Below are 18,200 nucleotides of genomic sequence, written 5' to 3' on the forward strand. Positions count from 1 at the left end.
AAAGTTAAAGCCGGCCAGTCGCTTTCATTGCCAGGTACCGGTCGGCCAGGGCGGGCGCAATTTCGGTCGGCAGGGCGTCGACCACGTCCACTCCGCTGCGCCGCAGCCGGGCCGCAATTGCGGTGCGGTCATTGCGGGATCGCTCGGCGGCCGCGGCGTCGTACACGGCGGCCGCATCCGAGCGCCCGGCGGCCATCTGGTCGACACGCGGATCGGCCACCGCGGCCAGCATCACGTGGTGCTTGGCGGACAGCTGCGGTAGTACCGGCAGCAGGCCCTCGTCGAGCGCGGTGGCGTTCAGATCAGTCAACAGCACCACCAGCGACCGTCGCCGGGTGCGCCGGGCAATGGCGGCAACCATTGCCCGCCAATCGGATTCGACCAGCGTCGGTTGCAGCGGCGCCATCGCCTCGACCAGCTGGGCGAGCAGTTCGGTGCGCGACGCGCCGAACACGGCGGCCCGGGTCACCCGGTCGTGGGCAAGGAAGTCGACATGGTCGCCGGCCCGGGATGCGAGCGCGGCCAGCAGCAGCGCGGCGTCCATCGACCAGTCCAGTCGAGGCCACCCCGCGGGATCGGCCTCGGCGCGGATAGAAGTCGGATCGACACCGACCCGACCCGCTGCCATGCGTCCGGTGTCGAGCACCAGCACCACTCGCCGGTCGCGTTCGGGCCGCCAGGTGCGGACCATGACGTCCGCGCGCCGCGCGCTTGCCCGCCAGTCGATCGAGCGCACATCGTCGCCGACGACATACTCACGCAGCGAATCGAATTCGGTGCCCTGGCCCCGGATCAGCGTCGGCAGCAACCCATCGATCTCGCGCAGTTTGGCGAGCCGCGACGGCAGATGCTTGCGGGACAGGAACGGCGGCAGCACCCGGACCTGCCCGGGCACCGGTTGCGAACTCTGCCGCCCGGCCAGTCCGAGCGGCCCGATCGATCGGGCCGTGACCACCGCCGCCCGCTGGTCGCCCCGGCGGACCGGTCGCAGGAGCGTCCGGATTTGGTGTTGCTGTCCGGCCGCGAGGTTGACCGCGTGAATCCGGGGTTCGGCACGCGCGCTGGGTGGCCAGGCATCGCGGATCTGGCCGCGAAAACGGCGGCCGCCGTCGTTGTGGATCAACAGGGTCGCCTCGAGCTGCTGGCCGAGCCGGACGGAGGTATCGGGCGAACGGGTACAGCGCAGTCTGCGGGTGCCGGCTGCGAGCGCGATGTCGATCGTCACCACCACCGTCAGCGCCACCAACAGCGTGACGAAAGCCTTTGCCGGCCAAGGCGATAGCGCGATCGGCAGGACGCAGATCAGCGCCAGCAGGCCGGTGCGCCCAGTCAGGACCACTAGCGGGGCACCGGAACCGAAGCGAGAATCCCCTCCAGCACACCGTCGGTCGTGGCGCCCTCGAGTTCGGCTTCGGGCCGCAGCATCACCCGGTGCCGCAACGTCGGCCGCGCCATGGCCTTCACGTCGTCGGGGGTGACGTAGTTACGCCCGGACAGCCATGCCCACGACCGGGCGGTGCCGAGCAGGGCAGTCGCTCCGCGTGGGGACACACCGAGTTGCAGCGCAGGCGAGGAGCGGGTGGCCCCGACGATGTCGACGATGTAGCCCAGGATCTCGTCGGCGATCAATACCCGTTGCACGGCTTGGCGACCGGCCGCCAGTTCGGCGGGGCCGGCCACCGGCGCGATGGCGGACAGATCGCGGGGATCGAAGCCGTGCGCGTGCCGGCTGAGGATGGCGATCTCCGAATCACGGTGCGGCAGCGCCACATTCAGCTTCAGCAGAAAGCGGTCCAGCTGGGCTTCGGGTAACTGGTAGGTGCCCTCGTATTCGATCGGGTTCTGGGTTGCGGCGACGATGAAAGGGTCGGGTAGCGCTCTGGCTTCGCCGTCCACGGTGACCTGACGCTCCTCCATCGCTTCAAGCAGCGCGGCCTGCGTTTTGGGTGGGGTGCGGTTGATCTCGTCGGCCAGCAGGAGATTGGTGAATACCGGGCCGGGCCGAAACGTGAAGGCGGCGCTGTGCGTGTCGTACACCAGCGAACCGGTGACATCGCCGGGCATCAGGTCAGGGGTGAACTGCACCCGCTTGAATTCCAGTTGCAGTGCGGCGGCCAGCGCCCGGACCAACAACGTCTTCGCCACTCCCGGAACGCCTTCCAGCAGCACGTGGCCGCGGCAGAGCAGGGCGATCACCAGGCCGCTGACCACCCCTTCCTGTCCGACGACGGCCTTGGCGAGCTCGCCGCGCAAGGCCAGCAGGGCATCTCGCGCCGATTCGGCAACAGCGGTGGAGTCCGGGGACGGTTGAGTCACGAGTGTGTGACCTGCCTTTCGATGTCGTCGAGCGCACGGGCAAGCTGGAGTAGGTCGTTGTCGGTGGCCGGGGGCGGCCCGAACAGATGGTAGGAAACGAATCCGGCGTCGGCACCGCTGCGCCTGGCCACCGTCGCCACCACCGCCTGTGGCTGCGCCTGCGGGCCCAGGCCGAGCCGGGGCAGCAGTCTCTGCAGTGTGGCGGTGCGCAACGCGTCGGCGGCACGGTCGCGGGCCCGGCGGGATCGGTACAGGCGGCCGCGGCCCTCCACGGTCTCCGAGGCGCGCACCACGACGGGCAGCTGCTCGGCGACCAGCGGGCCGGGCCGGCGGCCCTTCCACAGCGCAATCAGTAATACGACCAGCCACAGCTGCCAGACCACCCACACGACGTTGTCCGGAATCAGGTCCGTAATCGTTGACGCAGAGGATGTTTCACCCTCGACGCGGTGCGGGGCATACCAGATGACGCGGGGCCGGTCACCCGCGAGGTTCATCGCCAGCGCCGCATTGCCCGCCTGTAGCAGGCCGTCGTTGGTCATGAAGTCGGTGCTGCCGACCACGGTGATCGTCCGCCCACCGTCGCGATATCGGATCAGCACCCCGTCGTAGCAACTGGTCACGGTCCGGCTGTCGGTGCTGTGGTAGGTGTTGCTGGGCCCAAACCGTACCGAGCCGGCCCGAGTCGCTTCTCGCAGCGTGCAATTCGGGTCGCTATCGAAGTTGCTGGCCGGCGAGATGCGCATACCCGGCATCAGCGCCTCGCGGGTTCGCGCCGTCGGTTCGACGAGCAGCAGATCTCCGGGCGCCTTGGCGAGCCGGTCCAGGAGTGTGTCGTCGGTCAGATACTGACTCTGCGCCACCAGGATCAGCGTGTCGGCACGGGCAGCGTGTTCGACGTCGGAGATGGTATCGGCCGCCACCACCTCGACACCGCCCTGGCGTAGCAGCGTCACCAGAGCATGCGCGCCGTCGGGCTGGGTGGACTCCGGATCCATCCGGTCACCGAGCCGCGGTGTGGTCAAGTACGCGCCGATCCCCGCGACCACCGCGAGCACGACAAGCAGCAGTATCGCCAGGCGCCACGAACGCCATCGGCTCGCCGGTCCACTCGCCGTCGCCTCCGGATGTGCACCGGTGGTCGTCATCAGCGGACCCGTGCCCATGAATCGACCGCCGCGGTATGGCCGCCCGCCGAGGCCGCCGCGGGTGCCCGGAAGCGCAGGTGGTCGTCGAGATCGGCGATCATCCGATAGGCGGACTGGGTCCCGGCCTGTTCCCCGTAGGTGACGTCGTTGAATGCCGTTGCCGCCTGCGATAATTCGCCCGCCAGATGCGGCAGGGCGGCGCCGGCGTCGGCGGCCAGCTCGTTGGCGGTGCGTCCGGGTGCGGGCCCGAGTACGCCGGTCTCCTCCAGCTGGCGGGCCACCGCGCGCAACCGGTGCCGGATCGCGGCTGTCCAATTTCCTTCCGCGGCATAGTCTTCAGCGGTCGCGCGATGCTGGGCCGCGGTGAGCTGCGCGGCCTCGAACAATACGTAGTCGCCGCCACGCCTGGTGCGCATGGTTCGTCGCGCGAGATGGACAACGGCGATCACCGCGATCACGAGCAGGATCAGCAAGACGGTGGTGGTGAACCATCCGCCGGGTATCGACGCGGTCTGCTGAATCATCCGGTACAGCAATTCGTTGATCCAGTCGACGAATTGCTGTCCCGCAGAAGCCTTGGTATAGACCGGCTTGTCGAGCTCGGCCTGTGCGGCCTGGTGCGCGGCATCGCGGTCGATGTCGATAGAAGGCACTGTCAGCTGATCCTCACGCCGGCCGGGTCAGCCAGAGGTTGTCGGTGGACGTGCCCGCATAGGATCCGCCGGCGGCGCCGCTTTGCAGGACCAGGTCGAAAGCCTCGGCCCGCATGCGCCGGTCGGTGTAGAGCAGCACGATCACGCCGGCGTTGAACGGCGCGGTGATGATCTGACCGATCGCGCCACCGATGGCCGCAATCGTGGTGCCGGCCAGCAGAGCTCCAGTGGACACCCCGCCGACCATCATCACCTGGCTGACGATGCTGAACGGTGCCGCGACCGCGCCGGAGACGACGCTCGCGACGATGTACGTCAGCACCCGGATGCCGAGCACCCGCCAGAAGCCGTTGCGCACCAGCGAGAAAGATCTGGTGATCGCATCGATCACGGACAGCCTCTCGAGCACGATCAGTACGGGCGCGAACAACACCACCGTGTACAGGTACACCGCTACCGCGATCACGGCCAGCACCAACGGAATACCCAGCAGCACCGCGGCGACGCCATTGCCCAGCGCCGCCACCACGGCGACGAACACCACCACGAGTCCGACCAGGGCCCCCAGCACCGCTGCTTCCACAGCTGCCAAGCCGAGCAGGGGGAGCAGCCTGCCACGAATCTTGGCCCAGGTCTCGCCGATGCTGATCGACGACCCGAACACCGCCCGACCGACGATGACGGTGAGCATGCCGGACAGCAACATGCTGCCCAGCCAGGTGACCAGCAGGCCGCCGGCCACCGATGCCAGCCAGGCGCCCATCACGCCAAAGTGGGGCGTGTCCGGCTGATCGATCGAGACCCTCTCGTAGGAGGCCAGCGGTCCCACTGTGGCGGCCAGCGAAATGATCTGCATGACCACAACCACCATCGCGGTCAGTCCCAGCGTCGCCTTCGGATTCGTGCGGATGTAGCCGACGGAACCGTTGAAGATCTCGCTCAGGGTCAATGGCCGCAACGGGATGATCCCGGGTTTGAGCGCTCCGGGAACCGGGCCGGGGCCGTAGCCCGGTGGCGCGCCATACCCAGGTGGCGGGCCGTAACCGGGCGGCGGGCCATAGCCGGGTGGGCCGTACGGCGGCGGCCCGTACCCGGGCTGGCCGTAGGGTCGCACGCCGTAGCCGGGTGGGCCATAGGGCGGTGGGCCCCCGTAAGCCGGCGGTGGGCCATACCCGGGTTGCGGATAGCCGGGCGGCGGCACGCTCACCGTTGCCAGCAACCGTCGTCGTAGGTCATGGACTCCATCCTGTCGACGGTCGGGGCATTTCACAATCTTCCGCAGGTCCGCGTCCCGCGCCCGCTGGCCTGCGCAGTCTGCGGCGCGCCGGGACGCGTAGCGTCTCAAGCATGGCGGAACTCAAATCCCGGATCCGGGCGGACCTGACACAGGCGATGAAGGCCCAGGATAAGTTGCGGACGGCGACCCTGCGCATGCTGCTGGCCGCGATCCAGACCGAGGAAGTCTCCGGCAAGCAGGCCAAAGAGCTCTCCGACGACGAAACCCTCAAGGTGCTGGCCAAAGAAGCCCGCAAGCGCGCCGAGTCGGCCGAGATCTATACGCAGAACGGCCGCGGGGAACTGGCCGCCACCGAGCACGCCGAGGCGCGAATCATCGACGAATACCTGCCCACCCCGCTGACCGAGGCCGAGGTGGCCGACGTCGTCGACACCGCCATCGCCCAGGTGGCCGAGGAGATCGGGGAACGCCCCGGGATCAGGCAGATGGGGCAGGTCATGAAGGCGGCGACCGCGATCGCGGCCGGAAAGGCCGACGGCGCACGGCTCTCCGCGGCCGTCAAAGAACGGCTGTAGGAGAGTTTGTCGCTGTGACTCCGGGGTAACCGGTGGCGTATGACCAGGTTCGGCTACACCTTGATGACCGAGCAGAGCGGACCCAAAGACCTTGTCCGGTATGCGGTTTCGGCCGAGGAGCACGGATTCGACTTTGAGGTCTGCAGCGACCACTTCTCGCCGTGGCTGACGTCCCAGGGCCATGCCCCCAACGCGTGGGCGGTGCTGGGCGCGGTGGCCCACGCGACCGAACAGGTGGATTTGTACACCTATGTGACCTGCCCGACGATGCGGTATCACCCGGCCGTCGTGGCGCAGCAGGCGGCCACCGTGCAGATTCTGTCCGACGGACGGTTCACCCTCGGGCTGGGCAGTGGCGAGAACCTCAACGAACACGTCGTCGGCAAGGGCTGGCCGGCCATCGCGCAACGGCAAGACATGCTGCGCGAGGCCATCAAGATCATCCGTGAGCTGTTCGGTGGCAGGTTGGTGAACTGGCGCGGCGACTTTTTCCAGGTGGATTCCGCGCGACTGTGGGACGTACCCGAGGTTGCGGTCGGGATCGCGCTGGCGGTAGGCGGGCAGAAGGCCGTCGAGAAGTTCGCCAAGCTCGCCGACCATCTGGTCGCGGTGCAGCCCGACAAAGGCTTGGTCGATGCCTGGCACGGCGCTCGTCAGGCCGCTAACGGCGCCGAAGGCGGACGGGTTATCGGGCAGATACCGGTGTGCTGGGATCCCGACCGCGATACCGCGATCGAACGCGCGCACGACCAATTCCGGTGGTTCGGCGGCGGCTGGTCGGTCAATGCCGACCTGCCGACGCCGGCAGGCTTCGCGGGCGCGACGCAGTACGTGCGCCCCGAAGACGTCGCCGCGAGCATTCCGTGTGGCCCGGACCTGGACGCGATCGTGGAGGCGGTCCGTCCCTACTGGGAGGCCGGATTCACCGATGTCGCGTTGATCCAGATCGGCGACGAGCAGCAAGAACTGTTTCTCGCCGAGGCCGCGGAACCGTTACTCAAAGCGTTGCGCGCGGCCGCCTCCTGACCACACGTAACGATCGGCATAAGGAGACTGTGATGTCGAAGAAATTGGAAGGCAAGACAATAGCCATTTTGGCTGCCGATGGCGTTGAGAAAGTTGAACTCGAGCAGCCGCGCGCCGCCCTGGAAAAGGCGGGCGCCCGAACCGAGGTTCTTTCGCTGCAAACCGGCGAAATCCAGGCGCGGGAACACGATCTCGAACCGGCGGGAACGTTTGCGGTCGACCGCGCGGTGTCGGACGCGTCGGTGTCGGAGTTCGACGGCCTGGTCCTGCCCGGCGGCACGGTCAACCCGGACAAACTGCGCAACGACTCCTCGGCCGTGTCGTTCGTCCGTGAATTCGTCGAATCCGGGAAGCCGGTGGCCGCGATCTGCCATGGCCCGTGGACGCTGGTGGAGGCCGGTGTGGCGGCCGGACGCGCACTCACCTCGTATCCGAGCATTCGCACCGACCTGCGCAATGCTGGTGCTCATGTCGTCGACGAGGAAGTCGTCGTCGACGGCAATCTGATCACCAGTCGCTCGCCGGCGGATCTGTCCGCTTTTTGCTCCACGATCATCGCGCAATTGGCCGGCATCGCCGCGAATTAGCAGCCAGAATCGTCAGTCTCGTTTGAGTGAACGGCCTTTGGGGATTATTCAAGGCATGACGATCGAGGTGTACCAGCCGCAAGACGATTCGCGCTTGCTCGTCGAGTCGATGCGACTCAGCGGGCTGATCCGGCATCGCCGGGTGCTCGACCTATGCACCGGCAGCGGGTTCGTTGCGATCGCCGCCGCCGAAATGGGTTGCGCCGATGTCACTGCCTTCGACATTTGCGCGCATGCCGTGCGGTGTTCACGCGCCAACGTGGCCCGTGCCGGAGTGGACGTTGACGTGCGGGAAGGGTCGTGGACGGATGCATTCGACAGCGCACCGTTCGACGTCGTCGTGTCCAATCCGCCGTACGTGCCCACCCCGGCCGACGGCGACGTCGAGATGATCCCACCCGGCGCAGGGCCATCGTGGGCGTTCAACGCCGGCCCCGACGGCCGAATGGTGCTGGATCCGCTGTGCGCATCGGTGTCAAAGCTGCTGTGCGACGGCGGTTCTCTGCTGTTGGTGCAGTCGGCCTTCGCCGGTACTCGACGTTCGCTCGACACGCTGCGATCCACCGGGCTGTCCGCGGAAGTCGTTGCTTCTCAGTGGATTCCATTTGGCCCAGTGCTATCGGCACGGGCACGGTGGCTGGAGCAGATCGGCCTGCTGCGGAGCGGATGCCGCGAGGAAGAACTAGTGGTAATCCGGGCGGACAAGCCATGACGGGTATGCGGGTACGCGTGATACCCAAAGGTCCCGTGCTGATACCGGGTCCGGTGCGCATCGAGGTGCCCGACGGCCGGGTCGTAGAGTCCGACCGCTTCATGGTGGCCATCTGCGGCTGCGGGCGAAGTAAGCAATACCCCCTCTGCGACACCAGCCACCGGCGCTGCCGCGTTGCTGAAGCTGTTGCCCCAGAAGCTAACTCAACGGCACCCGCAACGACGGCTGATCCAGGTTCCAACACCCCATGATCTTGTCCGCCAAGCGATTTTCGACCACCGCGTGCGCCCGAATCCCGAACACCACATCGTGATCCAGCTTCGGTTCGTGGGCAACCAGGTCGCCGACCACGTCGAGGCGCACCACCTGTTCGTGCACCGCGTCGGCCTCGACGTGCTCGCCGTAGAACGCGACGCAGGCCATCGGTGCGCCCAGCCGATGCAGGGCCTGAACCATCCGCTGCGAGCCCGGCGGTGAGGTGATTTCCGTCGACGCGAAGTGGCCGATCGCGGCGCCTCGCAGCCGCCGGTGCAGGCCGAACATCGACATCAAATTCACCGCCGCCAGCGCCTCGGCGGGGACCGCGTCAAGGTAGCCGAGATAGCTCGAGTCCAGATTTGCCGCTTCCAGCAGATCGGCGAAGAGCTGCTGATGCAGCCGCTGGGGTTGGCCCGCGCCGTACTCGTCGAATTCGATCGCCACAAACGCGGCCTTCGCGCCGCCCGTCAGCCGCGGAATCGCCCAGGCGTGCGGATCACCCTCTTTGAGGTGATACAGGGATCTGTGCACGAAGTATTCGCGCATTTGCGGCCAGGTTCCCCGATCGCGGAGGTGATAGGACGGGCCGGCGCCGTCCACCGGTTCGATGGAGATCGCGTCCATTTCCCGTGCCGAGGTGTGGTCGGGTTCGATGGGACCGACGTCGCGGCGCACCCCCGCCAAAAATGCACGCTCGAGTTCGGCGCGCAGGCGCAGCAGTTCGGGGTTCCACTCCCAGGTCGGGTCCACCCCCGCGAATCCGCGGTAGTGCAGCTCGTAGCACATGCACAAGGCGAGCTGCAGGTCCAGCCCATAAGGATCCGAGTCACGCACGGATGCGACGACACTAGCGAGCTGCTCGTGTGACGGCGGCCCGGCCAAGGCGCGACGCACAGCCATCGACAGCGGTCCTTGTGCCGCTGGTAGACGGGGTTCAACCGTGATCGATGTACGTGTCACGTCTGAGTACTTACCACGATGGGGGCAAGGCAAACTGTGGAACGCCGCTGGGAGTATCAGTCCTCGACCGGCTCGGCCCCGGCCGGCGGCCGGAAGGTGATCTCGATCGTCGTCCCGGTCGGGCTGCTGGTGATCTCCATCGTGTTGCTGAGGATCCGCATCAGCACCAGACCCCGCCCGCTGTTGCCGGGGTTGATCTTGGGCGTCTTCCAGGAACCGGAGTCGGTGATCCGCGCCTGGATCTCGGCGTCGACGATTTTCACCTCGAGCAGCATGGTACCGACGTCGTGTCCGCGGTAGGCGTGCTCGACGCAATTGGTGCAGGCCTCGTTGATGACCAGCACGATGTCGTCGATCGCGGTACCTGGGACGTCAGCTTCGCGTAGCCAGTCGGCAAGCCGATGCCGGACGTCTGCCAATTCATCAGCGGCGGCGGCACTTTCGATCCGCAGCGGCGGTCGCTGGCGACGGTAGAACACCATTGCGACGTCGTCGTCGTACCCAGCCGCCGGGGACAGCTCGCGCAACATCACATCCGCGATGCCGCTCAGGGGCAACTGCGACGTCTCCACTAAAACCGCTCCCGCGCGGTCGATTCCGTCGTCGATCGACTCATGCTTACGTTCGACCAGGCCGTCGGTGAACAGCATCAGCGTCGATCCGAACGCCAGCACGCAGGAGGCCTGCGGGCGGGGTTGGTCGCGGCGGACCGCGAGCGGAACCGACAGGGCGTCGTTGAGCTGCGACGTGCTGGACTCGGGGCTGGCGATGATGGCGGGCATATGACCGGCATTGCTGTAGTGCAAGGTCCCCGTATCGGTATCCAGCACCGCAAGAAATACCGTGGTGCAGTAGGCATTTGGAATGAGCGAGGCGGCCGAGTCGAGTTGCTCGAGCAGGCGTGCGGGTTCGGCGCCGTTGATCAGCAGCGCTCGCGCCGAGCTGCGCAGCTGACCCATGATCGCCGCCGCCGGCAGACCGCGGCCCACGCAGTCGCCGACGACGATCCCGATCCGCTGGTCGCCAATCGGCAGCACGTCATACCAGTCGCCGCCGATCTCCAGCGGCGGGACGGCGGGCTCGTAGCGCACCGCAAACCCGGAGGGAGGTTCCACGGGCGGCAGCATGGCGCGCTGCAAGGTCAGCGACGTCTCCCTGGCGCTCTCGAACTGGCGAACGTGCTGCATGGCCAGGCTCAGGTGCCCGATCAGCACCGTGACCAACAGCCGATCCTCTGAGCTGATCCAGCGCGGCGTTTTCAGCTCCAGCCACAACGCGAGGTCCCCGCTCCCGGAGAGCACCGCGACCAATCCCTGTGCCTTGCCCGGACTGCCCGGCCGCTCGACGGTCTTGGCCGTCAGCGGCAGCTGGTGTCGCGCGTCGGAAAAGGTGTTGCGCAACCACGGATCCAGATCACGCCACGTCGATACCGCGGGCTCGCCCGCCACCTGGACGGTCGGTTCGCCCTCACCGCTCGGCCACGAGACGGCCACCACGCGTTGCACATCGGCGGCCGTCCGGCACTCGTCGAGGGTGATCGCGAGCAGCTCGGCCACACTTTTGGCCACCGCCACGGCAGTAGCCAGCCGCAGCACCGCGGATTCCCTTGCGGCAAAAGCCCGTTCGGCAGTGATGTCGCGAATCGTCCCGACATAGACCTGGCGGTCGCTGTCGTTTTCCTTAACCGCGTTGATGGTCACCGTCACCCACGCGAGATGGCCGTCGCGATGCCGGATCGGGGTCTCGTATTCGGCGCCGCCGCTGCTGCGGGCTCGGGATTGTTGTTGCTGCGCGGTCTGCTTGTCGACCAACCACGGGTGCGGCCAGCGATACGGTAAATCCTCTTCGGGATAGCCGAGGATATCGATGAAGGCCTTGTTCATCTCGATCACCGAGCCCGCATGGTCGGCGACGAAAAATCCTTCCTGCAACGAATTCACCAGGGCGGTACGGAATTTGTCGCGGTCGGCGAGGCCTTCGGCGCGGGCCCGTTGTTCGGCGTAGCGTTTGGTGCCGTCGAGAAATCCGCGGGTCGCGACGTCCAGTGGGGCAAGTGTCTGCAACAGGAATTCCAGTGCGACCGGTGCGTCGGTGTGGACGTCCTTCGACACCTCGAGGACCAGTTGGACGTGCTGTTCGACGATGTCGAGCATGCTGACTTGGTCCTGCAGCGCCTGGCGCCCGAGCTCGTGGGCGATGCCCAGGCTGTCCTCGTCGCGTGCGGCCAGGTAGTTCCGGAGCGCAACGACATACTGAGCGCGAAAATCCGCCGTGCCGGTCATTTCAATGTTCCTCGGTGACGTGCGGCGAGCACCATGGCGTCGTCGGATTCCTTGGCGTGCTTGGCTAGCATTTCTTCGGCGATCGCCGTGGCGGGCGTGGCGAAGTCGATGTGGTCGAGGTGGTCCTCGTCGATGCCGTCGGTGGTGATCACGATCAGATCGCCAGCGCGAAGCGAAACAACTTGCGCCGGACGGATTTCCGGAATCCGGTAGCCGACTATGCCAGCGGCCAGCCGCACGCTCGATCGGATGTGAATGCCCGTCACGTCCTTGACGACCAGGTCTGCGCTGACGTTGCCGACCCCGGTCCAGCTCAGGGTGTGGCTCTCGAAGTCCACCCGTGCCAGCGTCATCGCGACTCCCCGGGTTCCGGTCAGCACGCGATGGCAGAGCTGTACCAACACCTCGATCCGTTCGCCCGCCGCCCGTTGCAGCGTCTCGACGGCGCGCACGGCTGCGGCCGCCGCCTCCGGCCCGTGTCCGAGACCGTCGATCACACCGAACAGGGCGGCGTCGCAGTCGATGCCGATCGCGAGCGGCTGATCACCGCATTCGCGCTCGCCGGGTAACGGACGACCCGCGGTCGCCCATTCGATCGGGCCAAGCCGGCCATTCGCACGCACGATCATTTACGGGCCGGAACCCATTTCCACATTTCGACAACGGTTCCGTGGCCCAGCGACGATTCCACGATCAACCGGTCCATCAAACGTCGCGCACCTGGCAAGCCCAGGCCCAGTCCGCGACCGGTCGTGTAGCCGTCCTCCATCGCCCGTTCGATGTCGGCGATGCCCGGGCCGTCGTCTTCGGCGCGGACCACCAACGCCTTGCGGCCCTCGCGCTCGGCCACCGCGACCTGTACCGCACCGCGGCCCGCGTAGCTGGTGATGTTTCGCGCGATCTCGGAGATCGCGGTGGCGATCATGGTGACGTCGGTCAGCGAGAATCCGAGCTCTAGGGCGAGCTGGTGCCCGGCTTTGCGGGCTTTGACGATGTCGTCGGGGTTTTTGATGTCGACGACGATGTCACACGCCACCGTCGCGCCCGATCGTTGATTTGCCCGGTCCACCCTGGCGATTCAGCAGGGCAAGGCCTTCTTCGAGATCCAGCGCGGTGTGCATGTCGTCGAACGCCAGCCCGAGTTGGACCATCGCAAAGGCCACCTCCGGCTGCAACCCGACGATGACGGTGTGCGCTCCGCGTAGCCGCGTCATGTGCGCGATGGTCCGCAGTGAGCGGGCCGCAAAGGAATCCATCACGTCGATGGCGGTGACGTCGACAATGATGCCCTGCGCACGGAAGCGGCTGACCTGCTCCATGAGGTCGTAGCGCAGTCGTTCGGTGTCGGAGTCGGAGAGCGCGGCCTGCACCGTCGCGATAAGGATCGCGCCCTGTTTCAGGATCGGTACTGGCATACGGGGCCCGTGCTAGTTGTCTTCACCCGGTCTGCTCGCCGGTGCGCGTGACCTCGTAGCCCAGCAGGCGCTCGGCTTCCTCGATGCCACCCTGCAAGTCACCGACGGCGTTCATCTTCGAAAGGTCCAGTCCGATAGTTACCAGCGTCAGGGCGATTTCCGACGACAAGCCGGTGATGATCACGCTCGCGCCCATCAGGCCGGACGCATCAACTGTCTGCACCAGGTGGTTAGCCACCGTGGAGTCGATGGTCGGCACACCGGTGATGTCGATGACCACCACTTTCGCGCGGTTCGCGCGGATGGCCCGCAGCAGCTGTTCGGTAACCTGGCGGGCCCGTTGGCTGTCCAGCACACCGATGATCGGCAGAATCAGCAGCTGTTCACGCACCTGCAGCACCGGCGTCGACAGCTCGCGGATGGCCTCCTGCTGCTGGCGGATGATGCGCTCGCGTTCCTGGACGAAGCTGACGCCCACGGTGTTGGCGATGCGGTTGGCGGCCGGCTCGTAGGCGTCCAAAACCCGGTTGAGCATCTCGAAGTCGGTCTGATACTTCTCGAACAACGAGCGCGCGAGCACGTCGCGCAGCAGCAGCACGATGCCGAGCACCTCGTCCGTCTCTACGCCTCGCGGGATGATGCGTTCCGACAGATCCCGTGCATACGCCTGCAGGGCCTCGACGCTACCGGTCTCGAGCACCTCGACGTAGTTGTCATAGACCGCTGTGGCTTCGGAGAACAGCTCTTCGGGGGTCATCGCCGTCAGCAGTTCGGCCTCGGTGATCCGGCGGGCCCACTCTTCGCGCAAAACGGTCCGGTTCTGGCGCAGGTGCTGGACGAGCTGGGGCAGCAGACCTTCACTGGAGATGCTGGTCGTCTGAGTCGTCTGAGTCGTAGTGCCGGTGCCGATGAAGTCTGACGGCGAATCTGACATTTGGCCTCCCGAGTGCCGCGTCGCAGTGCGCACGTTCTACGGGGAGACTAGCCTGGCTTGTCGCGAGGCAGGTGTTGAGGTCTTCTTCTTCTCGCAGTTCGCCAGGCAGGTTAGGCTTGCACCACACTTAAGGCCCAGACGAAGGATCGCCATTGTCAGCTCCTGATTCGATTACCACGTTGGTTGCGGACCACGATGGGGTGTCCGTGGTCAGTGTCAGCGGTGAAATCGACTTGGTCACCGCACCCGCCCTCGAGCAAGCGATCAGTGCGGTGGTTGCCGAAGGGCCGACGGCGCTGGTCATCGATCTGTCTGGGGTGGAGTTTCTCGGCTCGGTCGGGCTGAAAATTCTCGCGGCGACCTACGAGAAGCTCGGTGAAACGACTGAGTTCGGAGTGGTCGCGCGTGGACCGGCGACACGACGCCCCATTCACCTGACCGGTTTGGACAAGACGTTCCCGTTGTACCCGACGTTGGACGACGCGTTGACCGGCGTCCGGGACGGCAAGCTCAACCGCTAGGCCCGGCCGGCATGACCTGCCCGAGTTACGTCAGGTCGTGAGCGAAAGGCCGTGCCTCGGGGATTACCCCCGGCCGCGGTGCGATGATCACGGCCATGGATGTCGATCATCCGCAAGACGACCAGCAATGGGATCGCGCCGAACGCGGCGAAACCGAGATCGAACGGCTGGACCGCAACTGGAACAGCCTTTTGCAAGAGCTGCGCGTGGTGCAGACCGGGGTGCAACTGCTCACCGGGTTCTTACTGACCCTGCCGTTTCAGCAGCGTTTCGACATCCTCAGCCAGCCCATGCGAATGGTTTACCTCGCGACGGTGGGATGCTCGGTGGCCGCGACGGTGCTGCTCATCGCGCCGGTGGCCATGCACCGAATGCTGTTCCGGCGCCATCTGCTGCAGGTGGTGGTGTTGGCGGCACACCGGTGCGCCTTTACCGGGCTGGCGCTGCTGGGATTCGCGATGAGCGGGATGACGGTCATCATTTTCGCGGCGGTTTCCGGCCGGCATGCCGGCCTGGCCGCCGGGGCGTGTGCGCTCCTGCTGTTCACGGTGTTCTGGCTGATCCTGCCGCTGAAGCTGCGCGGCAGCCGCGTCGAGTAGAGCCGCGAAACGAGTCAGCGCCGGGTCGTCAGTGCCGCGATCCGGGTGGAATCCAGATGATCGAGGAGATCCTGCGGGTCGGCGAAGATCGGTGCCGCACCTGCTGCCGCCAACTCAGCCGCGGAGATGCCGCCGCTCAGGAGCCCGATGCACGGCAACCCCGCCGAGGCGGCGGCCTGCGCGTCCCACACGGCATCGCCGACAAACACGGCTTGTTCGGCAGTGACACCGGCTCGGTCCAGCGCGACCTGCACGATTCCGGGATCCGGTTTGGCGGTGTCGACGTCACGCGATGACGTGGTTTCGGCAATGACGTCGTCGCAACTGAGCACCTTGCGCAGGGTGTCGAGTTCGTCGTCGGGTGCCGAGCTGGCCAGGACGACCTGTAGACCCAAATCGGCTACGCGGTGCAGCAATTCCCGTGCACCGGGCAGTGGAGCCAGCCGTGATGAGACTTCGCGGTAGTAGTGGCCGTGGGCATCGCTGAGCCGGTCCTGCACTTCGGATGGCGCGTCGTGGGACAGCGTGCGCACCAGCATTGAGCCGTCCATGCCGATGCAACGGTGCAACTGCCAGGCCGAAATTGGCACGCCCACGTCATCAAAGGCGCACTGCCACGCGTAGACGTGCAGGTAGGTGGAGTCCACCAGCGTCCCGTCGACGTCGAACAACACCGCTGGGGAATTCATCGATGGGACATACCCGGCCCGGCGCCGGCTGACACGTTTTATCCGGGCGAGCGACGGCCCAGATGACGAGAATTGTCGGACACGCAATCTTATTAATTCAACGCGTGTAGGGCGTACCCGAACGGGGTATCGACTCTGCCACGGGTGAGTACAGGGAAGTGCGTCAACCCGGTACCGAGTAGGGAGGAACACCCATGGCGACCGCAACTGATTACGACGCACGCCGCGCGCCCGACCCCGAGGTCTCCGACCCGTCCGTGATACGGGAGCTGGCATCCAACCTGCCCAGCGCGACCGCGGCGGTCACCGACGAAGATCCCAGTGAGGTCATCTTTTTCGAGGCGCCCGATGCCGATTTGTCCGGCGAAGAACTGTCCGTGACGGTGATCCCGCAGCGCTCCGACGAGTTCACCTGCTCGAGCTGCTTCCTGGTGCAGCACCGCAGCCGCATGCGCACCACTGGCTCTGGGCTGGCGGTGTGCGCTGACTGCGCGTAACCGAAACCGGCGATAGCCGTAGCCGGCAGTGCGGACGTAAAATCTCGGTATGCCCGGCATTTTGGCGTTCGACGGCCGATGCGGCATGTGCACCCGGGCGGTCAACCGGCTGGCCCGGTGGGATCGGACGGGCCAGCTACGAATCGAACCGTTCCAGACACCCGCGATCGCCGAGCTGCTCCGGAGCACCGACGGCCGGTTTTCCGAGTCGGCGTGGTGGCTGGACTCTTCCGGGGAGATCTTCGCCGGTGCCCTCGCGATGAATGCCGCGTTGTCCGCGGCGCTGGGCACCCGATTGCCGTTGTGGATCTATCGAATTCCCGGCGTTGGTTGGCTGCAGAACGTCGTCTACCGCTGGGTGGCGACGCACCGATACCACTTTCGCGGCGTGACACCGCTCTGCGAGGCGCAGCCTGAGCGGTGCGCGTAATCGCCCCGGCCGACCGCAATGCCGTACGCCGGCCACCCGGTTTGCCCGCTCCGCGCCCGTTTCGGGTAGCTTTCGCCGCGGCGTATGCGCTGGCCTATCTGGTGGGTGGCGAGCGTCGAATGCTGCGGTTGATACGCCGGTACGGACCGATAATGACGATGCCCATTCTCAGTCTGGGCAACGTCGCGATCGTGTCCGATCCAGAGTTGGTAAAGCAGGTCTTCACCGCTGCGCCCGATGTCCTGCTCGGCGGGGAGGGCGTGGGACCCGCGGCCGCGATCTACGGGTCCAGATCGATGTTCGTCCAGGAGGAGCCCGAGCACCTTCGGCGGCGCCGACTCTTGACACCTGCGCTACACGGCGCCGCGTTGAGCAGTTACGTGCCGATCATGGAGAACTCTGCGCGCATGGCGACGCGCAGCTGGCCCGTCGACCGCCCGTTCGAAATGCTCACGGCCGCACGCTCTTTGACGCTGGACATCATCGTCAAGGTCATCTTCGGCGTCGATGATCCCGACGAGGTGCGCCGATTGGGCCAGCCATTCGAAAGGCTGTTGAACCTCGGGGTTTCCGAGCAGCTGACCGTCCGATACGCACTGCGCCGCGCGGGCGCACTGCGGGTCTGGCCGCAGCGGGCACGGGCCAACAGGGCGATAGACGCCGTCGTGATGCCGCTGATCGCGCAGCGCCGAAATGATCCGGATCTGACCCGGCAACTCGATGTTCTGGCCCTGCTCATGTGCGCGCGCGGCGACGACGGAGAGCCACTGTCGGACAACGAGATTCGCGACGACCTGATCACCCTGATGCTGGCCGGCCACGAAACCACCGCGACCACCCTGGCATGGGCCTTCGACCTGCTGCTGCACGATCCCGACGCGTTACGACGGGTGCAAGCCGAAGCCAGGAGCGGGGGCGAAGAGTTCACCACCGCGGTGATCAACGAGACCCTACGGATACGTCCGCCCGCGCCCTTCACCGCTCGCGTTGCCGCTCAACCGTTTCCCATTGGCGGCTACCGCGTCGACGCCGGCACCCGAATCGTCGTCCACATCATTGCCATCAACCGCGACGCACGCATGTACGAGCATCCGAATGAGTTTCGGCCCGAGCGATTCCTGGGCACGCGACCGCAGACGTATGCGTGGGTTCCATTCGGCGGCGGCATCAAACGCTGCCTGGGCGCCAGCTTCTCCATGCGCGAGCTGATCACCGTCACGCATGTCCTACTGCGAGAAGGCGAATTCAGCGCCGTCGACGAAAGGCCTGAAAAGATCGTGCGGCGCTCGATAATGCTGGCACCTGCCCACGGAACCCGGGTGCGATTCCGGCCGCGCGAGACACGCTGCCTACCAATATAA

22 protein-coding genes are annotated in these 18,200 nt (G+C 66.3%); 10 read left to right on the forward strand and 12 right to left on the reverse strand.

What is annotated here, in order from left to right; translation table 11 throughout:
- Positions 1–4 precede the first annotated feature (4 nt).
- The 5 genes from MNAB215_RS10660 to MNAB215_RS10680 are packed head-to-tail and all read right to left on the reverse strand — an operon-like array spanning position 5 to position 5,399.
- Positions 5–1,339, reverse strand: coding sequence for a DUF58 domain-containing protein (locus MNAB215_RS10660; protein ID WP_077078840.1), 1,335 nt, complete (start codon positions 1,337–1,339; stop codon positions 5–7).
- Entirely contained in the window at positions 1,339–2,316 is a 978-nt protein-coding gene (locus tag MNAB215_RS10665; RefSeq protein WP_077078841.1) for an AAA family ATPase, read from the reverse strand. Before MNAB215_RS10665 ends, MNAB215_RS10660 begins: the two co-directional genes overlap by 1 nt.
- A complete protein-coding gene (locus tag MNAB215_RS10670) occupies positions 2,313–3,482 on the reverse strand; it encodes a DUF4350 domain-containing protein (protein ID WP_077078842.1) in 1,170 nt (389 codons plus the stop codon). Before MNAB215_RS10670 ends, MNAB215_RS10665 begins: the two co-directional genes overlap by 4 nt.
- A complete protein-coding gene (locus MNAB215_RS10675; RefSeq protein WP_077078843.1) occupies positions 3,464–4,117 on the reverse strand; it encodes a DUF4129 domain-containing protein in 654 nt (217 codons plus the stop codon). Before MNAB215_RS10675 ends, MNAB215_RS10670 begins: the two co-directional genes overlap by 19 nt.
- Before the next feature lie 13 nt (positions 4,118–4,130).
- Complete coding sequence (locus MNAB215_RS10680) at positions 4,131–5,399, reverse strand: DUF7847 domain-containing protein (protein WP_165691634.1); 1,269 nt, start codon at positions 5,397–5,399, stop codon at positions 4,131–4,133.
- Positions 5,400–5,464: 65 nt separating this feature from the next.
- Here MNAB215_RS10680 and MNAB215_RS10685 point away from each other — a divergent pair, with 65 nt between their 5' ends.
- Genes MNAB215_RS10685 through MNAB215_RS10705 form a run of 5 tightly spaced genes read left to right on the forward strand, consistent with a single transcriptional unit; the run spans position 5,465 to position 8,505 of the window.
- Positions 5,465–5,929, forward strand: coding sequence for a GatB/YqeY domain-containing protein (locus tag MNAB215_RS10685; RefSeq protein WP_077078844.1), 465 nt, complete (start codon positions 5,465–5,467; stop codon positions 5,927–5,929).
- Between the two features lie 39 nt (positions 5,930–5,968).
- A complete protein-coding gene (locus tag MNAB215_RS10690) occupies positions 5,969–6,955 on the forward strand; it encodes an LLM class F420-dependent oxidoreductase (RefSeq protein ID WP_077078845.1) in 987 nt (328 codons plus the stop codon).
- A gap of 32 nt (positions 6,956–6,987) precedes the next feature.
- The gene (locus MNAB215_RS10695; protein WP_077078846.1) at positions 6,988–7,542 is read left to right on the forward strand and encodes a type 1 glutamine amidotransferase domain-containing protein; all 555 of its coding nucleotides are present in this window, start codon (positions 6,988–6,990) and stop codon (positions 7,540–7,542) included.
- 55 nt (positions 7,543–7,597) lie between these two features.
- Entirely contained in the window at positions 7,598–8,254 is a 657-nt protein-coding gene (locus tag MNAB215_RS10700) for a HemK2/MTQ2 family protein methyltransferase (RefSeq protein ID WP_077078847.1), read from the forward strand.
- Entirely contained in the window at positions 8,251–8,505 is a 255-nt protein-coding gene (locus MNAB215_RS10705) for a CDGSH iron-sulfur domain-containing protein (protein WP_077078848.1), read from the forward strand. Before MNAB215_RS10700 ends, MNAB215_RS10705 begins: the two co-directional genes overlap by 4 nt.
- Here the strand turns inward: MNAB215_RS10705 and MNAB215_RS10710 are convergent.
- The 6 genes from MNAB215_RS10710 to MNAB215_RS10735 all read right to left on the reverse strand — a co-directional run bounded on the left by MNAB215_RS10710 (position 8,453) and on the right by MNAB215_RS10735 (position 14,103).
- Positions 8,453–9,412 (reverse strand): iron-containing redox enzyme family protein, encoded by a 960-nt coding sequence (locus MNAB215_RS10710; RefSeq protein WP_425436438.1) that lies wholly within the window; start codon positions 9,410–9,412, stop codon positions 8,453–8,455. The two genes, MNAB215_RS10705 and MNAB215_RS10710, sit on opposite strands and share 53 nt — an antisense overlap.
- 116 nt (positions 9,413–9,528) lie before the next feature.
- Positions 9,529–11,754 (reverse strand): SpoIIE family protein phosphatase, encoded by a 2,226-nt coding sequence (locus MNAB215_RS10715; RefSeq protein WP_077078850.1) that lies wholly within the window; start codon positions 11,752–11,754, stop codon positions 9,529–9,531.
- Positions 11,751–12,377 carry a SpoIIE family protein phosphatase gene (locus tag MNAB215_RS10720; protein WP_077081915.1) on the reverse strand — a complete coding sequence of 209 codons (627 nt, stop codon included), beginning with the start codon at positions 12,375–12,377 and terminating at the stop codon, positions 11,751–11,753. Before MNAB215_RS10720 ends, MNAB215_RS10715 begins: the two co-directional genes overlap by 4 nt.
- 2 nt (positions 12,378–12,379) lie before the next feature.
- Positions 12,380–12,790: an ATP-binding protein gene (locus tag MNAB215_RS10725; protein ID WP_077078851.1), complete on the reverse strand. Its 411-nt coding sequence runs from the start codon at positions 12,788–12,790 to the stop codon at positions 12,380–12,382.
- On the reverse strand, positions 12,780–13,169 hold the full coding sequence (locus MNAB215_RS10730) for an STAS domain-containing protein (RefSeq protein ID WP_077078852.1): 390 nt from the start codon (positions 13,167–13,169) through the stop codon (positions 12,780–12,782). The genes MNAB215_RS10725 and MNAB215_RS10730 overlap by 11 nt, the downstream gene beginning before the upstream one ends.
- A gap of 22 nt (positions 13,170–13,191) precedes the next feature.
- Positions 13,192–14,103 (reverse strand): STAS domain-containing protein, encoded by a 912-nt coding sequence (locus MNAB215_RS10735; RefSeq protein WP_077078853.1) that lies wholly within the window; start codon positions 14,101–14,103, stop codon positions 13,192–13,194.
- Between the two features lie 152 nt (positions 14,104–14,255).
- On the opposite strand from MNAB215_RS10735, the gene MNAB215_RS10740 reads away from it, so the two are divergent.
- Together MNAB215_RS10740 and MNAB215_RS10745 are read left to right on the forward strand one after the other, a co-directional pair.
- Complete coding sequence (locus MNAB215_RS10740) at positions 14,256–14,624, forward strand: STAS domain-containing protein (protein WP_245830247.1); 369 nt, start codon at positions 14,256–14,258, stop codon at positions 14,622–14,624.
- Between the two features lie 95 nt (positions 14,625–14,719).
- Positions 14,720–15,223 (forward strand): DUF6328 family protein, encoded by a 504-nt coding sequence (locus MNAB215_RS10745; RefSeq protein WP_077081916.1) that lies wholly within the window; start codon positions 14,720–14,722, stop codon positions 15,221–15,223.
- A gap of 14 nt (positions 15,224–15,237) precedes the next feature.
- Here MNAB215_RS10745 and MNAB215_RS10750 read toward each other — a convergent pair whose 3' ends face one another.
- Positions 15,238–15,912 (reverse strand): HAD family hydrolase, encoded by a 675-nt coding sequence (locus tag MNAB215_RS10750; protein WP_077078855.1) that lies wholly within the window; start codon positions 15,910–15,912, stop codon positions 15,238–15,240.
- A 194-nt stretch (positions 15,913–16,106) separates the two neighbouring features.
- Between MNAB215_RS10750 and MNAB215_RS10755 the strand changes: the two genes are divergently transcribed.
- The 3 genes from MNAB215_RS10755 to MNAB215_RS10765 are packed head-to-tail and all read left to right on the forward strand — an operon-like array spanning position 16,107 to position 18,200.
- The gene (locus MNAB215_RS10755) at positions 16,107–16,409 is read left to right on the forward strand and encodes a DUF4193 domain-containing protein (protein ID WP_077078856.1); all 303 of its coding nucleotides are present in this window, start codon (positions 16,107–16,109) and stop codon (positions 16,407–16,409) included.
- Between the two features lie 49 nt (positions 16,410–16,458).
- Positions 16,459–16,839 (forward strand): thiol-disulfide oxidoreductase DCC family protein, encoded by a 381-nt coding sequence (locus MNAB215_RS10760; RefSeq protein ID WP_077078857.1) that lies wholly within the window; start codon positions 16,459–16,461, stop codon positions 16,837–16,839.
- Positions 16,830–18,200 (forward strand): cytochrome P450, encoded by a 1,371-nt coding sequence (locus tag MNAB215_RS10765; RefSeq protein ID WP_108637607.1) that lies wholly within the window; start codon positions 16,830–16,832, stop codon positions 18,198–18,200. The genes MNAB215_RS10760 and MNAB215_RS10765 overlap by 10 nt, the downstream gene beginning before the upstream one ends.

The sequence above is a fragment of the Mycobacterium numidiamassiliense genome (genome assembly GCF_900157365.1).
GTDB classification, from domain to species: Bacteria; Actinomycetota; Actinomycetes; order Mycobacteriales; family Mycobacteriaceae; genus Mycobacterium; species Mycobacterium numidiamassiliense.